Annotated in this window: 11 protein-coding genes; 8 read left to right on the top strand and 3 right to left on the bottom strand. The window is 41.9% G+C overall.

Features of this window, described 5'->3' with window-relative positions; translation table 11 throughout:
• Window positions 1–114: 114 nt before the first annotated feature.
• A complete protein-coding gene (locus F6J94_RS13110) occupies window positions 115–1,047 on the bottom strand; it encodes a sulfotransferase domain-containing protein (protein WP_293040649.1) in 933 nt (310 codons plus the stop codon).
• 7 nt (window positions 1,048–1,054) lie between these two features.
• Window positions 1,055–1,231: a hypothetical protein gene (locus tag F6J94_RS13105; protein ID WP_293040646.1), complete on the bottom strand. Its 177-nt coding sequence runs from the start codon at window positions 1,229–1,231 to the stop codon at window positions 1,055–1,057.
• 534 nt (window positions 1,232–1,765) lie between these two features.
• Here F6J94_RS13105 and mutL point away from each other — a divergent pair.
• The gene (gene mutL, locus F6J94_RS13100; RefSeq protein WP_293040643.1) at window positions 1,766–3,511 is read left to right on the top strand and encodes a DNA mismatch repair endonuclease MutL; all 1,746 of its coding nucleotides are present in this window, start codon (window positions 1,766–1,768) and stop codon (window positions 3,509–3,511) included.
• Window positions 3,512–3,533: 22 nt separating this feature from the next.
• On the opposite strand, the gene F6J94_RS13095 is transcribed toward mutL, so the two are convergent.
• The gene (locus tag F6J94_RS13095) at window positions 3,534–3,704 is read right to left on the bottom strand and encodes a hypothetical protein (protein ID WP_293040640.1); all 171 of its coding nucleotides are present in this window, start codon (window positions 3,702–3,704) and stop codon (window positions 3,534–3,536) included.
• A gap of 429 nt (window positions 3,705–4,133) precedes the next feature.
• Between F6J94_RS13095 and F6J94_RS13090 the strand changes: the two genes are divergently transcribed.
• The 7 genes from F6J94_RS13090 to F6J94_RS13060 all read left to right on the top strand — a co-directional run.
• Window positions 4,134–11,495: a SpvB/TcaC N-terminal domain-containing protein gene (locus F6J94_RS13090; RefSeq protein WP_293040636.1), complete on the top strand. Its 7,362-nt coding sequence runs from the start codon at window positions 4,134–4,136 to the stop codon at window positions 11,493–11,495.
• A gap of 142 nt (window positions 11,496–11,637) precedes the next feature.
• Window positions 11,638–11,862 (top strand): hypothetical protein, encoded by a 225-nt coding sequence (locus F6J94_RS13085; protein WP_293040631.1) that lies wholly within the window; start codon window positions 11,638–11,640, stop codon window positions 11,860–11,862.
• Between the two features lie 203 nt (window positions 11,863–12,065).
• The gene (locus F6J94_RS13080; RefSeq protein WP_293040627.1) at window positions 12,066–12,308 is read left to right on the top strand and encodes a type II toxin-antitoxin system Phd/YefM family antitoxin; all 243 of its coding nucleotides are present in this window, start codon (window positions 12,066–12,068) and stop codon (window positions 12,306–12,308) included.
• The gene (locus tag F6J94_RS13075) at window positions 12,305–12,451 is read left to right on the top strand and encodes a hypothetical protein (RefSeq protein ID WP_293040624.1); all 147 of its coding nucleotides are present in this window, start codon (window positions 12,305–12,307) and stop codon (window positions 12,449–12,451) included. The genes F6J94_RS13080 and F6J94_RS13075 overlap by 4 nt, the downstream gene beginning before the upstream one ends.
• A gap of 158 nt (window positions 12,452–12,609) precedes the next feature.
• Complete coding sequence (locus tag F6J94_RS13070) at window positions 12,610–12,858, top strand: hypothetical protein (RefSeq protein ID WP_293040618.1); 249 nt, start codon at window positions 12,610–12,612, stop codon at window positions 12,856–12,858.
• 40 nt (window positions 12,859–12,898) lie between these two features.
• Window positions 12,899–13,276, top strand: a complete 378-nt coding sequence (locus tag F6J94_RS13065; RefSeq protein WP_293040613.1) for an endonuclease domain-containing protein — start codon at window positions 12,899–12,901, stop codon at window positions 13,274–13,276.
• 101 nt (window positions 13,277–13,377) lie between these two features.
• Window positions 13,378–19,132 (top strand): neuraminidase-like domain-containing protein (locus F6J94_RS13060; protein WP_293040608.1); only part of this gene is annotated, 5,755 nt, incomplete at its 3' end.

The following is a 19,132-nucleotide window of genomic DNA, read 5'->3' as shown; positions in this document are numbered from 1 at the left end:
TGGTTGAGGTAAAAATTGTTGGGTTTTAGGGAGTAGGGAGTAGGGAGCAGGGAGCAGGGAACAGGGAATAGGGAACAGGGAATAGGGAACAGGTAATTATTCAGCTATCAGCTGTCAGCTATCAGCTGTCAGCTTATGGGCTACGGCTGACGGCTGACTGCTGACGGCTGAATGCTTACTGGGAATCAAATCAGCCCACAACATTGCTATATCTGTTCCAGCAGTCTTCTTTATAAATTTATCATATAAACGGGCTATTTGATCGTCAGAAAAATGATTCTTCCAATCTCCGATTTCTCCTTTGCGGATAAACGGTGTCATTTCTTTAGGTCGCTGACTCGACCACCGACTTTGGTCTTGGCTCATGCTGGTAAAACTGGTGTGTTTAAGAATGCTATTGAAAATTTCAGCATTATTGAGTTTGTCTAGGTATGAACTCCCTAAAAACTTAGCAATTTCTCGAATATAGTTGGGAGTATCAGCTTTCATAGCTTCGTAAGTGATAAACAAAACATTGTCATCCTGGCGATGGTCATACCAAGACAGTAAATGCTCGAAATAATCGCCCCAATCAACTTCCCCTTCAATAAAGCATTCAAAAAAATCATTAAAGGTTCCTTCAGCAAAATTATAGTGCTTCACAAACCCTTTAGTATGGTAATAAAAAGAAACAACACAATCAAAGGGATTGCGAGCAATATAGATATACTTGGCATCAGCACAGTAAGGGGTGAATGAGTAAGAAAGATGAGTTTTAATAAACCTTGGGGATGGCATGGCTGCCACAAAATCAGCACCCACTTCTTCGAGATGAGGTACTTCCAAATTGATGTCTTTGCCCACAGGTAGGGGTATGCCATCATGGTGTAGCATCCAGACAATATGTTGAACCCAAGTTGTGCCACATTTGGGATAAGTAACAATAAAGTTATCCTCCGGTTGAGCATTGTAACTGAGTCCAGATTCAAAACAGGTTACCGGAAATCCCATGGGAATACGGAATCCCTGACACATGGAGTAGTGGGGTTTTTGTCGTTGTTGGTTCATTGTTTCGTTAGGGAGTAGGGAGTCGGGAATCGGGAATCGGGAATTGGGAATCGGGAATCGGGAATCGGGAATTGGGAATCGGGAATCGGGAATCGGGAATCGGGAATCGGGAATCGGGAATCGGGAATCGGGAATTGGGAATCGGGAATCGGGAGTAGAGGGCAGAAAATTGACTGTAGCTCATCTAGAAATTATCAGACTCATTCGGATATTTTTTTAGGGTTATGCTAGATCAGCAATACTTTTGATTATATACACAACATCCTATAGCAGTAAATCTAAATTATAGGTCATAAACTGGCAGTTTTATTGTTAAGATAACTAACCATAATTACTTAATTAGTATACTCCTCAATATTGTTGAGATATAATCTAAAATTGTATGGCTGAGCAAACGCTAATGAATTAATAATTATTGGGTAAATAATTATTAATTAATTTGGAATGACGCGATCCTCCAAATTCTTAATTCCTGGATCACGTTGGTTCTATCGAACTAAGGTAAATCCGTTTAATAACATTATTTATAGTAAAATTGTTTGTTGTCGTTTGTCTTTTATACAAAATTAATTAAAAATTAACTATATAGCGTTTATCCTACTTATGAGGTACAATTTTTTACCGATTCCCGATTCCCGATTCCCGATTCCCTACTCCCGATTCCCTACTCCCGATTCCCGATTCCCGATTCCCTACTCCCAATTCCCGATTCCCTGAAATGATTATTCAAACCCTACCTAAAAACGTAGTTCATCTAATTGCTGCTGGGGAAGTCATTGATTCAATAGCCGCAGTGGTGCGAGAACTGATCGAAAATTCCCTTGATGCTGGGGCAACTCGGATTACCGTTTCCCTGTGGACTGAGCAATGGCGGGTACGAGTGGCAGATAATGGCACAGGGATGGAGGTAAAGAATTTGCAAAAAGCGGCTTTTGCCCACAGTACTAGCAAAATCTCTAGTAGTGATGATCTGTGGAAGATTACTAGTTTGGGATTTCGTGGGGAAGCGTTGCATAGTTTGGCGGCTGTGGCAGAGTTAGAAATTTTGAGCCGATGTCCAGGAAATAGTCAGGGGTGGCGAGTAATTTATAATTCCCAAGGTGAACTGCGTCAGATTGAAACTGCTGCGATCGCACCCGGTACGATTGTGATCGTGTCTGATTTATTTGGTAAGCTCCCCGTGCGTCGTCAGGGTTTACCGGCGATGGCACAACAGTTGCGTGCTGTCCAAACCATTATTCATCAACATGCTCTGTGTCATCCTAGGGTGAGCTGGCAAGTGGAGCAAAATGGACGTCCATGGTTTAATCTTTGTCCTGGTCATACTGCCCAACAGATTCTGCCTCAAATTATCAAGCAGTTAAAGGAAAGTGATTTGCAGCCCCTAACCCTAGAGGTGCCCATACCGGATTCCGCAACAGAACAAGAACAGGATAAAACCACCAAGGGAAATGTCGGAAATGGTTTGATGGAGCTAGTGTTAGGATTACCGGACCGATGCCATCGCAGACGTGCAGACTGGGTAAAGGTAGCGACTAATGGACGGATTGTGCGATCGCATGAATTGGAACAAACCATGATCACAGCATTAGCTCGAACCTTGCCTCGCGATCGCTATCCCATTTGTTTCCTGCACCTGCGGATTTGTCCGAGTCAAATCGACTGGAATCGTCATCCAGCCAAGACCGAAATTTACTTACACTCGGTATCTTACTGGCAAGAGCAAGTTGCTGAAGCTATCGAGCACGCTTTGCGAATCACTCCAGCCACTCTGCCAGAAGCGATTCACTCTAACAGGGTAAAACAGTTACTCAAAACATCGGAAGCTAGAGGAGGTTACATCACCAGTCGTTCAATTCAAGGGATAGCAGCCACTCAAGAAATTACTGACAAAACTGATAGCAAAACCGATGATATTGGGCTAATCCAACTGCGAGCCGTGGCTCAGCTTCATAATATGTATATCGTAGCCGAGCATCCAACTGGTATTTGGTTAATTGAACAGCACATTGCCCATGAACGGGTGTTGTATGAAGAATTATGCGATCGCTGGCAGTTAGTCCCCTTAGAACCTCCCATCATTCTCCAGCAATTATCCCCTAAGCAGGTTGAACAACTACAGCGCATTGGTTTAGACGTTGACCCCTTTGGAGAAGAGCTGTGGGCAGTACGGAATGCACCAGAACTATTGCGCGAGCGAGACGATTGTGCCAAAGCCCTATTAGAACTTAGTTTAGGAGGAGACTTACAAACCGCTCAAGTCGCAACTGCCTGCCGCAGTGCAATTCGCAATGGTATCCCCCTAAGTTTATCACAAATGCAGCAGTTATTAGATCAGTGGAAAAAGACTAGAAACCCTCGCACTTGTCCCCACGGGCGTCCCATTTATTTATCCTTAAAAGAGTCTGCTCTTTCTCGTTTTTTCCGCCGTCATTGGGTAATTGGAAAAAGTCATGGGATATAAGGAAGGGTTATCAAGTTGAAGGTTAGCAGGTTGAAGGTTTGTAAGTTGAAGGTTGGCAAGTTATCAAGTTGTTCGCGTAGCGTGGCCTTTTGGCCAAGGTTGGCAAGTTATCAAGTTGTTCGCGTAGCGTGGCCTTTTGGCCAAGGTTAGCAAGTTGTTCGCCCTTGGCGTTCGGTGTAGGGTAGGTTAGCAAGTTGGTAAGTTAACCCGACATTCCGCTTATCTGCTCCCTTTTTTGGGAATAGCATGGCTCCAAAGCTTACTCCAAGCCATTTTTAGCCTGGTTGTCACCCCTGAAGGTTATGCCATCATAATTCAGCTGCTGAAAAGGTACCCTCAAGGGTACTGTCAAGCCAGGTTAGATCTGAGATTATGTAAATAGACCTCTTGGATAAGTCTCATAAACCGTGGGTGAAGACAAGGCAAAAGGCAAAAGGAATAGATTTTGATTTCATATTTATTTTTGCAAGAGGTCTAATGTATTGATTTAAATTCATTACCGTAAAAGGTAAAATTTATCGCTTACAAATACTAGAATACCTGTGTCTTCCAAGTTCCAGGACAACATTAAAATCAGCATTAGTATCAAGACTACAATGCCTAAACTCTAAGGCTTACCCCTATGGAAAACCAAATTACTGCGACTCAGGTTTCTCTTCCCAAAGGTGGAGGAGCAATCCAAGGTATAGGAGAAACATTTCAAGCTTCAGAATTCACTGGAACCGCTTCCCTATCTATTCCGATTGGAACCTCCTCATGTCGCGGATTTGAGCCAAAAATTAGTGTTGATTACAGTTCTGGTAGTGGAAACGGAAGCTTTGGTTTGGGGTTCAATCTTTCTATTCCGAAGATTTCTTGCAAAACGTCAAAGGGACTGCCACAATACGATGGTTCTGATACTTTTTTAATTTTTAATGGGGATGATTTAGTTCCGATTGTAGGGGGTAAGCGAGAGGCGATCGCAAACAATATCAATTACACGGTTATCTCTTATCGTCCCCGCACGGAAGGATTATTTGCCCACATTGAACAGTGGATTGCACCGGAGGGAGATTCTTTTTGGCGGGTAGTCAGTAGTGATAATGTTACTAGTATTTTTGGCAAAACCGAGAATAGTAGAATTTTTGACCCAGAAAATCATCGTCATATCTTTGAATGGCTGCTATCAGAAACGTTTAATGCATCAGGCGATCGCGTTGTCTATGAATACAAGTCAGAAAATATAGATAACGTACCAAATGACCTTTGTGAGATCAACCGCAGCCAAACTGCTAATAAATATATTGAACGCATCAAGTACGGGAATGTTACTCCCTTTCAGGAAGGGCAAAATCAGGCAGAACAATGGTTGTTTGAAGTGGTGTTTGATTATGGCGAGTATAATCTAGACTCCGACACTCCCTATCGTCCAGTTAAATCGTGGATTAATCGCCAAGATTCGTTTTCTACTTACCATGCTGGGTTTGAAATTCGCACCCATCGGCTGTGTCGCAGCATCTTGATGTTCCATCGCTTTGAAGCAGAATTTGGTAGTGAACCTATCCTTGTTAATGGGACTCGTTTCTCCTATAATGAAACACCTATAGTTAGCCTGATGACTGGGGTTGAATCTGTTGGCTATAGCTATGAGAATGGCAAATATCAAACCAAAAGTTTGCCGCCTTTGGAGTTTAAGTATACCGAATTTAAACCAACAAATCATGCCTTTGAGCCTCTGTTGTCAGAAAAGGGTGAGTTTTTACCCGGTATAGATTTACCTCCGAATTATTCTCTGATTGATTTATATGGGGAAGGTATTCCGGGTATTCTCTACAGTGACGGTAAAACCACTCTCTATTGGGAGCCGGAAGCCAAGGAAAACGGAAAGGATGGAGCAGCAGTCAGCTATAGCCCACCCCAAACTCCCCAAGCTTTCCCCATTGAACGCAATGTCCAGGGGGCGACTCAGCGATTGATGGATTTGACAGGTAATGGTCAAATGAATTTGGTGGTGAGTAGGGGAACGACTACCGGGTATTATGAGGCGAATAGCGATCGCACTTGGCAGAGTTTCCAGACATTTCCTTCGTTTCCCACCGACTTTAACAACCCAGAAAATCAACTGTTGGATATGACAGGGGATGGCTTAACAGATATTTTGCGGATGGATAGCGATCGCATTTGGATTTATCCAGGTAAAGGGAAAGAAGGCTTTGGTAGCCCATTCAGTCGAAATAAGAAAAATGACATTCCTTTGGTTCGGAAGGGGTCAGAGTCGGAAATTTGGCAATTTACGGATATATTTGGCACTGGGATGCAGCACTTGGTGCGCGTTACTAATGGCATGGTGGAGTGCTGGCCAAGTTTAGGCTATGGCAAGTTTGGTCAGCGGGTGCTGTTGGATCATGCTCCCCGTTTTGGCAAGCAGATGGACGCTTCACGGTTATTTCTCGCAGATTTGGATGGTTCTGGTACGGCTGATTTGATTTATGTCCATTCCGATCGGGTGGAGATTTGGTTTAACCAAAGTGGGAATAGTTTTAGTGAGCCGATTACTATTCCCCTCCAGTTCCCCTCCTCGGAGGGGTTAGGGGTGGGTTGGGCTGGGGGTGGGTTCCCCTCCAAGTGGGATCCCTTAAACCAAATTCGTTTTGCTGACATATATGGCAATGGTACAACCTGTTTGGTGTTTAGCGACAACCATATTAAACCCCGCCACTGGTGTTACGATTTTTGTCAGCGTCGCAAACCCTATTTGTTAAATGAGATTAACAACAATTTAGGGTCAAAATCGACTATTACCTATTGCAGTTCCACTAAATTTTACCTGGAAGATAAAAAGAAGGGTAACCCTTGGATTGTTAATTTACCGTTTCCGGTGCAGGTGGTGGAGAAGACGGAAAGTTTTGACCTGATTTCCGGTTCCAAAATGGTCAGTTCCTATGCTTATCATCACGGTTATTATGATGGGGTTGAGCGGGAATTTCGCGGTTTTGGATTGGTTGAGCGCAGGGATGCGGAAACCTTAGAGGATTTGTTGAAAGATGATCCCCCCCAGCCCCCCTTAGTAACCGATCCCCCCCAGCCCCCCTTAGTAAGGGGGGAGCAAGAGGAAGGAACAGATTTTTATGTGCCGCCCATATTAACTAAAACTTGGTATCATACGGGAGCTTGGCAGCGTTATGGTTCTTTGTCTCGCCAGTATGAAAAGGAGTATTTTCAGGGGGATAGTCAAGCTTATCAATTCCCCGATAGTATCTTTGCAGATTTGCACGGGGAAGTAGATGCAGAAACCAGTCGTCAAGCGTACTGGACGTTAAAAGGAATGGTGCTGAGGGAAGAGGTTTATGGCTTAGATGGTTCTGATTTGGAAGATAAACCCTACGCTGTGACTGAAACGAATTATCACGTTAAGTTATTGCAACCGAAAGGGGATAACAAATATGGGGTTTATTTTGTTGAACCAAGGGAGACCTTAAGCTATCAGTATGAACGTAATGAAAAAGACCCTCGCATTAGTCATCAATTTGTTTTGAAAGTGGATGACTACGGGAATGTGCTTCGTTCTTGTACGGTGGCTTATGGCAGGAGACCCACCCCTAACCTACCCACCCCTAACCCCTCCCAGGAGGGGAATATAAGACCTGAACAACTGAGTTTGAAGGTAATAAGTGAGGAGAATCGGTTTATTAATGTTAGGGAAGAAGATATTAATTTACTTGGTGTTCCTCTAGAAAATAAGAGTTATGAAATTACTAATCTCACGTTAAACTCAGGAGAGCAATATTTTAGTTTTGCTGAAGTTGATGATTATTTAGAGCAGGTTTTAGAGTCTGATCCGTCTCGGTTATTGACTTGGCAACGTCATTATTATTGGTCGCCGGAACAAGAAAAATCCTTGCCATTGGGAGAAGTTAGTCCGGAAGCTTTGCTCTATCAAACTGAAGTTGCTGAATTTGATCGGGAACAGGTTCAAGAAGCATTTACCAGCGCCTTAAATCAAGACCAATTGGAAAATTTACTTTCTAGGGAAGGGGGGTATCAACTCAAAGAAAATTATTGGTGGAATCCAGGATTAACCCAAACTTACAATAGTGCAGACAAATTCTTTTTCCCGAAAGCGACAATCGACCCCTTTGGGAATGCTACTACTTATGACTATGACCCTTATAATTTGCTGACCGTAAAGGTGACGGATGCTTTAAATAATGAAATGGTGGTGGAAAAGGTCGATTATCAGACGCTTCAAACCCAGCGAATCCGGGATATTAATCAAAATATTTCTGAAGTGCTGTTTGACCCCATGGGGATGGTAGTTGTTACCTCTTTTTATGGAACTGAAAATGGGGAGTCTCAGGGTTTTGCACCACTGGAAGACTATCAGGTTAAGGAGTTGCCTGAGTTAGCAGAATTGATGGCGAATCCCCAGGATTATTTACAGGGTGCTGCTAGCTATTTTTATTACGATTTGTTGGCCTGGAAAGAAAATAATGTTCCGGTTCATGCTGTTAATTTAATTGCGGAAGATTATCCTAATAATGGTAATGCTCGAATCCTAACCAATATTTCCTATAGTGATGGGTTTGGTAGGGAGTTACAAAGTAAGGTGAAGGTGGAGGGTGGACTGGCCTTTGACCTAACCCAACCTAACCCACCCCTAACCCCTCCTAACCCACCCCTAACCCCTCCAAGGAGGGGAATAGCGGAGGAGCGCTGGTTAACGTCTGGACGCACAGTTTATAACAATAAGGGTAATCCGGTTAAGCAATATGAACCTTATTATCTGAATACTTATGAATATGTGGATAATGAGACCCTTAATCAGTTTGGGGTGTCTGATACTCTCTATTATGACCCCCTCGAACGAGTAATTCGCACGGAAACTGCTAAGGGATTTTTCAGTAAGGTTGAATTTACGCCTTGGGAAGAAAAGAATTACGATGAAAATGATACGGTAAAAGATTCCAGTTTCTATAAAAATTTCCTGGAAAATTATCCAACTAATCCTACAGAAGCGCAACGCAATGAAAAAGATGCTTTGGAGAAAGCGGCGGTATTTGATGATACTCCTGTAATTAGGATTTTGGATAGTTTGGGTAGGGCTTTTCTAGTAAATGACAATGGCTTAACGTCTTACTATAACTATGATATTCAAGGACGGTTAATTGAATCTATCGATCCTCGACTCTATGCTTCTAATCTCACTCAGGGGACAGCTTATTATAATTTTCGATATCGCTATGGCCTGAGAGTAGGTAGTGAAGAAGAACCTGTAAATCCTTTGGTTACAGACAGCACCGATGGTGGGGTTAACCTCAGTCTGGATAATGCGATGGGGAATCACTTATGGAATCGCAGTCCCAGAAATTTTGACCAGGTCATTTATTATGATGAGTTGCAACGAAAGGTCAAAATTAGAACGAAAGGTATCAAGAATGATGGAACTATTGCTACTGATAATGTAGTTGAAACATTCATTTATGGGGAAAGCCAACCCAATGCCGAAGACTTTAATTTGCGAGGACAACTTTATCAACTGCGCGACCAATCTGGGGTAATTACTAACAGCACATACAATCTCCAAGGAAATAGTCTAGAAACAACTCGACAGTTAACGATAAATTACCAGGATTATGTTAACTGGGATGATACCGTTGAATTGGAAACCGAAAGTTATACCAGCAGTTTTGCTTTTAATGGGATCCAACAGTTAATCGCTGAAACGACACCTGATGGTTCTATAAAGACAAATAATTACAATCGGTTGGGGTTGTTAGAAAAGATTACAGTAACCTTACCAGATGGCACATTACAGCCCATTATCAATGACATTGAATACGATGCTAAAGGTCAAAGGGTTGCTGTTGACTATGGCAATGGGGTGAAGACAAGTTATAGCTACGAGGAGACAACTTGGCGTTTAATTAAGCTGTATAGTACCAGGTCGAATCAAGATAGTCGAGGGCAGCAACGCAAGTCTGTGATTCAGGATATTGCCTATACCTATGACCCGGTGGGGAATATTACTCGTCTCAAGGATAATACTTATGCAACGGTTTTCTACAACAATCAAAAAGTAGAGCCTCTTTCCGACTATACCTATGATGCCCTATACCGTCTGATTGAGGCCAATGGCAGGCAGCATCCGGGGATTAATGCTAGGACTCATCACAATAATGACCAAGATGGGGACTTTAAGCAGAGTAAGTTTATTCCTCTGAGTGATAGTAATGCCTTGGAACACTATCGGGAAAGTTACACTTATGATGATGCGGGCAATTTAATTAAAACCACTCATACCGCATCCAATTCCTGGACGAGAACTCAGGAAATTATGCCGGATTCCAATCGGTTGAAATCTGTTAGCAGTAAGAATGGGTTTACTGATTCCCTACCTATTACTTATGACCGTTCCGGAAATCAGCAACAGCTTAATGGTAATAGTACGGTGAGCTTGACGTTTAATTGCTGTGAAAATTTAGTTAAAGCTGGGATTATCGAACGTGAGGGACAGCCTGATGATAGCGATTATTACACCTATGATAGTGGGGAAATGCGAACTCGCAAGGTGTCGGAGCGTTTGGTAAATGGTGGTGCGGTGATTCAGAAGGAATCAAAAATCTATTTGGGTAATTATGAAATTAAACGCTTGCAACAAAATGAAAATACGATTCTAAAACGGCAAACCCTGAGAGTGATGGATGATGAAACCTGTGTGGCGATTTTCCATTATTGGGAGCAGGATGATTTGCAACGGGAAGTTGAGCAAGTGGGGACGAGAAAGCTACGTTATCAACTGGATAATCACCTGGGTTCTGTTGCTTTGGAAATTGATGATGATGCTCAGATTATTAGTTATGAGGAGTATTTTCCCTATGGGGGAACTGCGTTTATTGCAGGTAAGAGTCAGCAGGAGGTGAAGCTAAAGGAATATCGCTATAGCGGGAAGGAAAGGGATGATAGTACTGGGCTTTACTATTACGGTGCGAGGTATTATGCGCCTTGGTTGGGGCGGTGGTTGAAGCCAGATCCGGCGGGGACGGTGGATGGGTTGAATTTGTATGGATTTGTGGGGGGGAATCCGGTGACCTTGGTGGATGTGGGGGGAATGGCAAGCTCGTCCCCTGTTTCAGATCGAGAAAAACGGCAGACGTTTTCATCTCCAGTCCCACCTCCACAACCGAATAAACATCCATTATTCTTATACGACGAGGTAAATGAATCAATACATGATTTACCTGAAAAAATTGCAAATGAACCTGAAAAATTAAACAGTCTAGATATAGCAAGAAAATTAAATATACCTGACAGTAACATCAAATCCTTGTCCAATGAGGACTTGAGTTCACAAGAATTCAATGGGACAGTTTATCTGAATTTACATGGAGATTACGAAGGTCTCTACCCATCAGGAGGAGTCACTCTGTACAAACAAGGCGATAACAATAAATATAAGTCACATGCATTCACTGCGCAGAATTTTGCAAGATATCTCCTAAATCGTGAAAAAGGGCTAAAGCTACCGATAGATAAGGTCAAAGAGTTTTTTGTGCTAAGTTGTGGTGTGGGTGCAAAGGCGAGAGAAAATAGCAGTAAATGGGAAAAGTTAGGTTTCCCGATGCGAGGCAAGTCATTTGTCTCGGTTTTCGGTGAAACACTCTCGACAATAAAAAAAATGACAGTAAATGTATATGGTCCTAATCAAAAGTTCAAGACACTTTTTTCTCAGAGATCAGAATATTGGGCAATCTCCAACGCTACAAATGGATTTAATCAGATGCCATGGGATCAACTGACAGATAAGTTCAAGAAAGGTGGTGATGACGTGGCAGTTTATCCACCTAGCACTACACAGGCTCAAGATTCTAATAACTCTCCAGCTAGATCTCCCGCTGGGTCTAGGAGACTCCAATCTCAATCCCTGAACCGCTCCCCGAACCGCACCCCGAACCGCTCCCCGAACCGCACCCCGAACCGCACCCCGAACCGCACCTTTTGGCATTAGTGCGATCGCAGATCTTGTAGGGTGCGTTAACGACAGTGTAACGCACCGAAATGAACCCCAAACCCAACCCTTCCCAGGAAGGGAATTAAGCCAGACATTACCAAATCAAAACAATTCAATTAATAAAAACAAGGAAACTAAAATGTCAACTATAAACATATCAGACGATCGCCTTAATACCTTCTACAATCAAAACCCCGATTTTGATATACTTCAATTTAATTTTCGCAATGGTCAAGCTGACAATTTAAACTGGGAAAACTTAGTGCGATCGCCCGCTCTTGTAGGGTGCGTTACACTGTCGTTAACGCACCGAAATCAAACCCAAATTAAGCCAGACATCACTAAATCAGAACAATTCAATTAACAAAAACGAGGAAAGTAAAATGTCAACTATAAAAATATCAGATCCCAATCTTGATCGCTTCTAAAGTGCGATCGCGTAGCGTGGCCTACGGCCAATCGCCTGCTCTTGTAGGTTGGGTTAAGGAAAATCAATCCAACAAATAAACTATTTCCTCTAAAATGTTGTTATAGTTAGTCTAGTTTATTCAACTAAGTATAAAGAAGATGGAAGTAATCAATATTGACCAAGCTAAAACACAACTTTCGCAACTTTTAGTCCGAGTGCAACAGGGAGAAAAGATCGTCATTGCCAATCAAGGAAAACCAGTGGCATTATTGAGTCAGTATCAAGAATCTCAACTCTCAAAGCGTCTTCCAGGACGTTTACGTGGTCAATTTACTGTACCTGATGATTTCAACCAACCTGACAAAGATTTGATTCGCTTATTTGAAGGAGAAGAAGATTGAGATTATTACTGGATACTCACTGTTGGTTGTGGTGGTTAGTTGAACCAGAAAGATTGAGCAAAACAGCCCAAGAAGCGATTATTGCCTTCGATAACGAACTTTTGTTATCTGTAGCTGTACCACGACATACAGAAATAAAATAATTTTTGGTACACAAAATCCTCGAAAACTTAAATGCCCAATAGTGCGAAATCAAACCTAACCCACCCCTAACCCCTCCCAGGAGGGGAATTGGAGAGGAGAACTGGAGGGGAACATACCAAATTATAACAGTTCAATTAATAAAAACGAGGAAAATAAAATGTCAACTATAAAAATTTCAGATCCCAATCTCGATCGCTTTTACACTCAAAATTATAATTTTGACATCCTTAAGTTCAATTTAAGGTATCAAGCAGCACTGTCCCAATTAAACTGGCAGGACTTAGAGCAACCGTCAATTCTAGATCTATTAAAAAAGTACCAGCGATTATTGCGACTTCTCTTGTTCCCCTCCTGGGAGGGGTTAGGGGTGGGTTGGTTTGTGGTTGATTGGCTAGGGGTGGGTTGACTCCTACTCAAGCCAACAAAACATCACCATTATCACCCTCATGAAAACCAAAATCATCCCCTACAACCCACTATTAAAAGAGAGAGCCAGACAACTTCGCAAAAACATGACCCCAGGTGAACTCACCCTTTGGAAACACCTAAAAGGAAAACAAATGTGTGGCTATGATTTCGATCGCCAACGCCCCATCGATCAATTCATTGTTGACTTTTATTGCAAAAAACTGATGCTGGCAATTGAAATTGATGGTTATTCCCATGATAGCGAGGAAGCACAGGAACGGGATAGGGAAAGACAAGCTCGTTTGGAGTCTTTGGGAGTGAGATTTTTGCGATTTCAGGAAGAGGAAGTTTGTGATGAGGTGGAGGGGGTTTTGAGGGTGATTGAGGATTGGATTTTGAGTCAGTCTGTTCCCTAAAGACACTAAACCCACCCCTAACCCCTCCCAGGAGGGGAATTGGAGCAGCGAACATAAGCAATCAGAACAATTCAATTATTAACAAAAACCAGGAAACTAAAATGTCAACTATAAAAATATCAGACAATAACCTCAATTCCTTCTACAATCAAAACCCCGATTTTGATATCCTTCAGTTTAATTTTCGCAATGGTCAAGCTAAAAATTTAAACTGGGACAACTTAGATCGGGAAACAACTTTAGAGTTATTAAAAAAATACCAGCGATTATTACGACTGAATGATAACCCAAGAATTGCCAAAGCTTTACTCAATGAAAGCTGGGATTCGGCTCATGCGATCGCTTCAATAACAGAAGATGAATTTATCCAAAAATTTAGCGAATTGACCCTTCCTCAAGATGTAAGCGGCGATAAAGCAGAAACTGCCAGCAAAATCCATCAAAATGCTACAGCAATTAAAGGTAAAACCATGCTGCTGTGGGCAAATATTAAAGATACCGTAGCCTCCCCCTATTTTAGGGCAATGCGAGTAAGCGCGATCGCCGACAGTGACAATGACGATATTATCAATGAATTTGGAAATATTCCCAGCTATCAAGAAATGTTCGGGGACTTGGACTATTTTGGTTGCGAACATTGTCACTCAATTTACAGTCCAGCCGCCTACTTTGTTGATTTAATCAGGGTTGTTGACCAATATATTACAGCTAAAAATTCGATACCTGAAGGTTTAAAACTTGATGAACGCCGTCCCGACTTAGCAAAAATAGACTTAACTTGTGAGAATACCACTGGTTTAGTACCATCCCTAGAAATTATCAACACTATTCTCGAAAAACAAATTGAAGGAGATGATGCTCTAAAAACCCTCGCAACAGCAAAGTATCCCTTTAACTTACCTTTTAATTTTCCCCTGGAACAAATTCGCAGCTATCTAGATAATCGCAAAACCAATCTCGCCTCTATCTATAAAACCTTTGATGCCAAGGAAGAAAAAGTAGCTAGAGAAGAGTTAGGACTTTCTGATGAAGAGTATCAAATCATCACCACCTTAGAAAGTGAAGCAGATAAACTCAGCAAATTATATGGAGTTGAAACTATTCAAGTAAATGACAAGGGAAATCTTGAAGAAGAATCGTTTCAGGAAATTATTGGCAAAATAGGACTTTCAGTCCCAGAAATATCCGAACTTCTCTATCAAAACCTGAGTAACGAAGAACTTGAAAACGGGTTAGGAGATAAATTTTTTATCAACAATAATGGTGATGCAGCCAGCATGACCATAGAAAAATTAGACAGAATCAATCGCTTTGTCCGCCTTGCCAAAAAACTCAATTGGTCATTTACTGATTTAGATTGGGTACTCAAATCTCTGAACAGCACCGAGATTAATACTGAGACAATCCCCCAACTAGCCAAAATCAAACAAGCCCAAACCAAATACAAACTTACCCTCGATGTTTTATGTAGCTTTTGGTACGACATGAAAACCGTCGGTCAAAAGGATTCTCCTAAATCTCAACCCCTCTTTGACCGTATCTTTAATAATCCCCACATTGCCAAAACCGAAGCGCAAATTTATCATCCTACCTACCCAGAGAATCCACTTTATACAGATAGTGTTTCTAGCTGGAAAATTGCTCAAGGAACTGACAGTGAAACAACACAAAACCAAGAATTTAGTCAAACTCGATTAATTACCGCTCTGAAAATCAATGAGAATCAACTGGTAGAAATTGCTGAAGCCATTTGGGGTGAAGATAAAGTTGACTTAACCGTTGAGAATTTATCCTTACTTTTCCGCACCACTAAAATTCTCAAACTCCTAAGATTAAGCCTAGAAGACTATCAGATTCTATTAAAACTAAATGACAGCGATATCAATCAGCCTAGCTTAGACAAATTTATTCAACTCACCTCCCTCAATGAATGGCTAAAAACCTCTGGACTAAAACCTGCTGAACTTGACTACATCGTTAATCAAACCCGGAGCCAAAGTATTGAGAAATACTACTCCCATCTGAATTGGGATAACCTAGAAACGGGAATTCGTAACTTTGTAGAAGACCTGTGGTTCCTCTCAACTCCTTTATTAATTACCCCGGCATCTCTGCTCAATGATGAGATTGAGATTACCCAACCAACAGCCAACCACATTTTCGAGCGATTAGTCGCAACAGATCAGATTAAATTAGTTTCTCAGCAGCCTTTCCCTTCACAATTTGGTTCGGCAGCCACTACAGTAGGCAGCTTGATCGTATTTGCCGGAGGACACGACCAGTATCTTACCGACCAAGGTAGTAATACCGTAGATATTTACGATGCCCATGAAAAAGAATGGTTAACACCCAAGAATGCCGGTCAACTTTCCCAATCTCGGTTAGGTGGTGCAGCCACAAGCGTGGGAACACTGGCAATTTTTGCCGGGGGTTACAATAGTGATCAAGAAGATACAGATGCCGAAGTAATTGATATCTTCGACGCCATTAGTAAAACGTGGAGTACCCAACCCATAGAGGAAACGACTGAAGAACGCTCCTTGAAACAGCGCAGTTCCATAGGAGCCACCAGTGTAGGTAATTTAGCCATATTTGCTGGGGGATATAGCCATCTCCTCTACTGTCGCACCGATGCAGTCAATATATATGATGGCAGTCAAAAAACCTGGCTCAAAGAACCAGGTGAACTTTCCCAAGCTAGATCAGCTCTTGCAGCCACTACCGTAGGCAACTTGGCAATCTTCGCCGGAGGTTTTAGTGATGAAGGGTTCAGTGATGTGGTTGATATCTACAACCGGGATGGGCAAGAAGGGAAAAAATGGACTGCAAGTAATAAGCTATCTGTAGCTCGTGATCAGATTGCAGCCACCACTGTCGGTAATTTAGCCATTTTTGCCGGAGGTTGGAATCAAGATGGTTATAGTGACGTAGTGGACATTTATGATGTCAGCACAAAGCAATGGGTCACTAAACAACTATCTCAGCCACGGGGAAATTTAGCCGCAACCAGCGTGGGTAATCTAGCCATTTTTGCTGGAGGTTACGGTGAAGGAGGCTGGAGCGATGTAGTCGATATTTATGATGCGACTACCGGCACTTGGTTACCACACCAAAATCTCAGTGAGCCTCGCAGCTCCCTAGTAGCAGCTAGTGCTGGCAATATGGTAATTTTTGCTGGAGGTTACAACCAGAACCGTTGGAGCAAAAAGGTTGAGATCTATGATGTTCTGACTAACACAATCATTCGTCCCATCCATCAACTTTCTCAACCACGCAGTGACTTAGCTGCAACTGTTACTAGCCTACAAAGCACTCCTCAAATTGGCATTGTCTCAACTCGTGAGCTGGCAACTTCTCTAAACTCTCTCAACTTAGATGGAGTGGAGAATCCCCAAGCAGCCAGAGACTTTATCAAAACAACACTCAGCCAAATTTATGACGCTCAACAGCAGTTACTAGAAGAAAAACTCGCCTCTTTCCTGAAAACTGATGCTAGTTTGGTTACTTCTTTGCTCTATTCTAGTGCTAAAGCTAGTCAGGCTAACCACTCCCAGCCTAACCCACCCCTAACCCCTCCCAGGAGGGGAATTGGAGGGGAGCAGTTGGAGGTGGATTGGCAAAGTCGTCTACTCACCCCCGTATCAAGAGCCAGTGGAGAATGGCAAACCACGGTTAGCACCTTAACCTATAGCTTGCGATTATCCCTACTGAGTGAAAAGTTATCCCTGAGCGCAACTGAGCTAAAAAACATTGTTGACTATCCAGGTGCTTATAATCTCACCAATTTACTAAAACTAACTTTAGAAGATGTTACACACCTCAGTCAGTTTAAGCAATTAGTTAAAGAATTCAATGATGTAGAAGAGCGCTTCAGCCGCTACTTTTCCCTCCGTGAGGAAGCATTTGACAATGCAGCTACCCGACTAGAGGCATTGGGGCTTTCTCCTGAAGAAAATGAGTTCTTAACCTCTGATTCCATCGGGGATTTAGCAGCCCTCAACCAGTTTTACGGTGTTGACATCTCCACTAAGGATTTTGGGGGATTAACTGATCTAGAAACATTCCGCCAACAAAGTAAACTATCCACCGCAGAATTTACCTTTTTACAAGAAAACCAATACCTTGTGATTGAGGAAATTTTCATAGATGAATGTACAACTGAATTAAAAATCGGCAATCTTAGTAATCAGGTTTTAGACCATCTAAGTCGCTTTATTACTCTTGCTCACAAGCTGGATTGGTCTTTTGCAGACCTAAGCCATGTACTAACTCAATTAAACCCTGGTACTACAGAAACCATTGAGCACATTAAGATTAATGATGGCATCTTAGAAGCGATCGCGAAAATCAAACCAATCACAGAACGTCTCGGTCTTTCCCATCAAGACTATGATTTTATCACTACTTCCCTGGTTGATAAGCCAGTTGAATTAGGCAAATTTTATGGACTAGCCTATCTCTCAGAAAACCATCTTGATTTTCTGGCCAATGTCGAGACTTTTCGAGAGCAACTTGATTTATCGGAGAAAGACTTAGAAAATCTTATTGCTGCTATCAATCAAGCCTGGTCATCCAGCGAACCCCTGAAGATAGTAGTAGAAACGAATCCAGAAAAAAGCAAAAAAATCAGCAATCTAACCTTAAAAAAATTAGATGTAATTCGTCGCTTTGTTTTCCTCGCTCAAAAACTAAATTGGTCCTTTGAAACCCTAGCTTGGTTGTTGGTGACTGATAAGGCGACAGACATTAATGGAGACTTTTTGGTTAAAATCAGCAAAATCAAACAAATCCAAGAGAAATATCACCTCCAGTTTAATCCGACTCACTATCAAACCTTGTCTGGTCTAATTGAGCCAATTACTAAGGTCCCCTTAACCATCTCTGATATTTTCCGTGTCATTGCGCTCTCAGAATTATTCCAGATTACAGGATGGAAACCTCAAGCAGTTTTTGCTCATCTTGCTAATGCTGATAAAGGTTTAGATATCTTTAACTCTGTTCAAGAGATTATCAAGCTAAAAAAAGAAATTGAGTTCAGCAACTCCACAGGGATTAAACTATCTTTCCTGGTTAAGTTGCTACAACTAAAAGATTTAACTGTCGAAGAAAATTGGCAGCAGTATAAAGAACTCGCTCAAACTATCATCGAAATCACCCAAGCCAACTATGATGAGGAAACCTGGGTGAAAATCAACGAAGAAATCGAAATTAAACTTAATGAATCCAAGCGTGATGCTTTGACCAGTTTTGTCTTGTGGAAACAGAAAAAAGCGAACTTACGAGACTTATCTCAACATTTACTGATGGATGTTGAAACATCAGGAATTATCTCCACGTCTTACATCTTACAAGCAACCCTTTCCGTTCAGCAATATTTACATCGCTGTCGTATAGGTTTAGAACCAGGTGTAACAAATTTGGAAATTCCCGAAATTTGGTGGCAATGGATGATGAATTATCGGGTCTGGGAAGCCAATCGTAAAGTTTTCTTGTATCCCGAAAATTATATCGATCCCAGTTTAAGACAAAACAAAACCCCTATTTTTAAAGAACTCGAAGAGGAGTTATTACAATCAGAGATTTCTGTAGATTCCGTTGAAACAGCTTATCGTAATTACTTTGAAAAATTTGCTGAATTAGCCCAGCTAAAGATAGTAGAAAGCTACCGTTGTCAGGTTGGTGACACAAACCCAGAAGACACATTATTTTTGTTTGGGCGTACCATTACTGAACCCTATATCTATTACTATCGCAAGTGCATTAAGCCAACGGCAAATAAACCAACTTGGACAGCTTGGGAACAAATTGAACTGACGATTAACGCTGAGATCATCCGAGGTTGTTATGCCTCAATAA

Origin of the sequence: Moorena sp. SIO1F2, assembly GCF_010672755.1 — a bacterium.
In the GTDB taxonomy this organism is placed as follows: Bacteria; Cyanobacteriota; Cyanobacteriia; order Cyanobacteriales; family Coleofasciculaceae; genus Moorena.
Note: the sequence above shows the minus strand (reverse complement) of the source record. Positions and strands in the feature narration are given on the sequence as shown.